Genomic DNA, 3,697 nt, shown 5'->3' with positions numbered 1-3,697 from the left:
GGACCAACGACTATCTCATCTACGTTGATCCGGTGACCATGAACTTTACGTCACCCGTGGCCTATTATCTGACGAATACGGGTCAACAGATTAGCCCTTCACAGTTGAAGGCGAACACCTATCCAATTTTGACAGATGCTGAAATGGCCGTCTTTTCAAGTAATACCCAGGGAACGGTTCCTGCCAAAGTATTTGATAATACGATCTTTAGTGATTCTAACAAGTTGGCAACACTCACTGGTGTCGCGGTTACCAACGCTGATGGCACAACGTCTACACCGACTTATTATTTCAATAAATCAGCTACGGTGGCTGCCAACGCTTCTGCCAAATATGGCGATACCTTAAAACTTTACTATACGCAGGCACAAAGATAAATAGATGAGGGGCCGGGCCCAAAGTATCAGTTTTGACTCGACCTCTTTTTGGTACTTCGATATTATTTGGCCCACTCGACTACAAAAATGCGATTTCTCGCGTTTTTTCGTGTGAAGGTTCATAATATAACTACTCGCAAAAAGCAAAAGGAGGCATTTTAAATGTCGATTTTAACTGATACCTATGAATTAAATAATGGCATTGCAATTCCAAAAGTTGGTTTCGGAACCTGGCAGATACCCGGCGGCCAGGATACCTATGATGCCGTCAGTATGGCACTTCAAGCCGGTTATCGCCACATTGATACTGCCAAAGCCTATCGAAACGAAAAGAGTGTTGGTGAAGCCATCCTCGATTCTGATGTCGATCGGGAAAGTGTCTTCGTGACGTCAAAATTACCAGCCGCTACCAAGTCTTATGACGGTGCGATTGCTGATTTTCGTTCTACCATGAAGGCCTTGAACCTGTCATATCTGGACTTATATTTGATTCACGCACCATGGCCATGGGGTGAACGTGGGTCTACCAATTACGATGAAGCCAACGTTGAAGTCTGGAAAGCCATGCAAGATATTTATGCTAGTGGCGACGTTAAGGCGATTGGCGTTTCCAATTTCAATGTTCACGACTAACAGAATATATATGACCACGAAGACGTTAAGCCAATGGTGGACCAAATTCGCTACTTCGTTGGCTACACCGAACCTCAAACGACTCAGTTTGCTAAAGACAATGACATCTTGGTGGAGGCTTATTCACCACTTGCGACCGGCGGCATTCTTGAAAATCAAGATATTAAGCAGATTGCTAAAAAGTACGGTGTCAGCGTGGCTCAGTTGGCATTAAAGTTTGTTCTTCAAAACGATGTTCTGCCATTGCCGAAAGCCACCCATGAAACACATATCAAAAATAATACCGAGCTGGATTTTGAAGTCAGTTCAGCAGATATGAAAGTTTTAAACAGTTTAACTTCGACAGATATTTAATCGTAAAAACGGATTGCCAAGCTTTGGCGACCCGTTTTTTTAAATGTTTGTTATAGTGGAAGTAGACACTATTTGAAAAGGGGAATGTAATTTATGGCAAATGTATTAATTTTAGGTGCTCATGGAAAGATTGCCCAGCTTGTGGAAACACAATTGTTGGCTGAAACGGATCATCATTTAACGCTGTTTCTTAGAAATGCCGATCGCCTGAAAGTGACTGATTCAAAACGCGAAACGGTGATTGAAGGAGACGCAGCTGATAAGGGCGAATTAATTAAAGCACTGGATGGCATTGACATTGTGTATGCTAATCTGAGCGGTAAAAATATTGAGGATCAAGCAAAAGCAGTTGTCTCTGCCATTGATCGGACTAATGTTCAACGATTGATCTGGATTTCGACTTTGGGGATCTATGACGAAGTACCTGGCAACTTTGGCAAATGGAATCATCAACAGTTGGATGGCGGTTATTTGGAAACCTATGGCGCCGCTGCTAAAGTGATTGAGGAATCCGATCTGGATTACACAATCATTCGTCCTGCCTGGTTATCCAACAAAGATATTGTCAGTTATGAAACGACACAAAAGGGTGAACCATTTAAAGGAACTGAGGTTTCAAGAAAGAGTATTGCCGACTTGGTGGTCAGCTTAATTAATGATCCAAGTAAGGAAATTCGCCATTCACTTGGGGTTAATCAGCCAAACACTGATGGGGACAAGCCATCTTTTTATTAACTATTCAGAATCAAATATAGTATCGAACTTAGGATAAGCCACTGTGCCTATCCTATTTTTTTGCCTAAACATTATGACTTCCTAAAAAGGTTTGCGTTTTTCGTAAGGAATGTCGACTTTTTGACGTTGGTTTCCGTTTTTAAGTTGCGTTTAAGCTGCCAACGATAATCTGGTAACAATCAATAACGAAAGGAGCAATGCCAATGACACATCAGCCATAGTGCAGACAACTAAAACCAACTAACGAATAACTAATTACAAAAACTAAAAACTCAAAAATAAAGGAGATCATCAATATGAATTTAAAAAACATCTTATACGTAACCGGAGCAGCAATGGGAATCTTTACAACAAGTGCAGTCGCAGGTGTCACTGCACACGCGGCAGTTACCCCCAACCAGCAAACTCAACAGTCTACTAAGGCAGGTAATCAAACAAAGCAAAATAGTACGAAAACGTCAGCCACACAAAATAAAGATAATCAATCGACAAGCCAAAAGAATACGGCTGGCAATTCAGCAACCAAGTCCAATCAAAACGCAAACCAATCGGAAACCACTAGTAAGAAGACGCCAGCCACGAATAACCAAAATAACAATACCAACAAGCAAAGTTCAAATAATCAAACTGCTACAAAAACCAACAATGCAACATCAACGAACTTTGACCAGCGGGCACCTCGATTAACGGGGGCTTCCTATAAGAGTGAAAACGCCGGATTTAAAACTTCTGTAAAGAATTCCCACGCAAACCAGGATGTTAATGTTAAGTATTCTGTTAATACCTATGAATCAGATGGGTCTGCAAGCAGCAAGCCGTTCCAAATCAAAATTTATAAGGATGGCAGTCTTTACAAAACTATCAATGCTTCTTCAGGCTCGATCAGTGGTTCATTTAAGGCACCAAAAGGCACGTATACACTGAGAGTTTACACTAGCCAATCAACCCATTACACCGGCGGTTTGTCCGTTGACTAAAAAAATTGAAATTTAAAAGTTGATTTAAGCTTCGTTTAAGTTGGCTGCTGTAATCTATAGACAATCAAATAAGAGAGGAGGCAACATCGAATTACCGAACCAAACCCCTAAAAAATTGACCAGCTTCAAAACAAATTGACATTCGAAAGGAAGGATTCGCTGCAAATGCCTAAAACAAAATCCAAGTTTAAGTACCAGACGCACAGTTCCAATCGACATCCGAGGTTTGTTGTTTGGAGCTGCTACTAAAACCAAAGTTCCGAGTTAATTAAAGACTGTGCGCTGAAACTCACCACAACATTGAAAGGACTGATGCCATGGAGAAAATTCAGAATCACTAGCGTTTCACAATAAAATATATTCACCCTCAAATAATTACTAAGAAATACCCAACAAGATTAACAAAATTCTTAACTTCATGAAATACCCCTCAATATGAAATGAACAAGAATTACCCCTCAATATGTTTTAAAATGAAATACCCCTCAATATGAAATATAAATTTCCCTAAGAAAGTCCTGTATGCGAGCAGGACTTTCTTTTTGTCTGCTTTGGCGTGTTTTTGATTGTTGCGGTCCGAAAAGTTGCGTACAATTAGTTTAGAAGTTTTAATTTGAATGG

Annotated in this window: 2 protein-coding genes and 2 pseudogenes; all 4 read left to right on the top strand. The window is 40.4% G+C overall.

Features of this window, described 5'->3' with window-relative positions:
* Nucleotides 1-377 (top strand): annotated as a pseudogene (locus AB3112_RS09395) (S-layer protein); the annotation flags it as partial.
* Nucleotides 378-539: 162 nt separating this feature from the next.
* Nucleotides 540-1,364 (top strand): annotated as a pseudogene (locus AB3112_RS09390) (aldo/keto reductase).
* A gap of 93 nt (nt 1,365-1,457) precedes the next feature.
* Nucleotides 1,458-2,099 carry an SDR family oxidoreductase gene (locus AB3112_RS09385; RefSeq protein ID WP_084973162.1) on the top strand — a complete coding sequence of 214 codons (642 nt, stop codon included), beginning with the start codon at nt 1,458-1,460 and terminating at the stop codon, nt 2,097-2,099.
* Between the two features lie 296 nt (nt 2,100-2,395).
* The gene (locus tag AB3112_RS09380; protein WP_084973160.1) at nt 2,396-3,076 is read left to right on the top strand and encodes a hypothetical protein; all 681 of its coding nucleotides are present in this window, start codon (nt 2,396-2,398) and stop codon (nt 3,074-3,076) included.
* Nucleotides 3,077-3,697 lie beyond the last annotated feature (621 nt).

This window comes from Lentilactobacillus sp., from assembly GCF_040773105.1.
Lineage (GTDB): Bacteria > Bacillota > Bacilli > Lactobacillales > Lactobacillaceae > Lentilactobacillus > Lentilactobacillus parabuchneri.
Note: the sequence above shows the minus strand (reverse complement) of the source record. Positions and strands in the feature narration are given on the sequence as shown.

What these genes read in the sequence shown, in the direction of transcription:
- AB3112_RS09380 (WP_084973160.1), top strand. Translation starts at nt 2,396, where the DNA reads ATGAATTTAAAAAACATCTTATACGTAACCGGAGCAGCAATGGGAATC.
- AB3112_RS09385 (WP_084973162.1), top strand. Translation starts at nt 1,458, where the DNA reads ATGGCAAATGTATTAATTTTAGGTGCTCATGGAAAGATTGCCCAGCTT.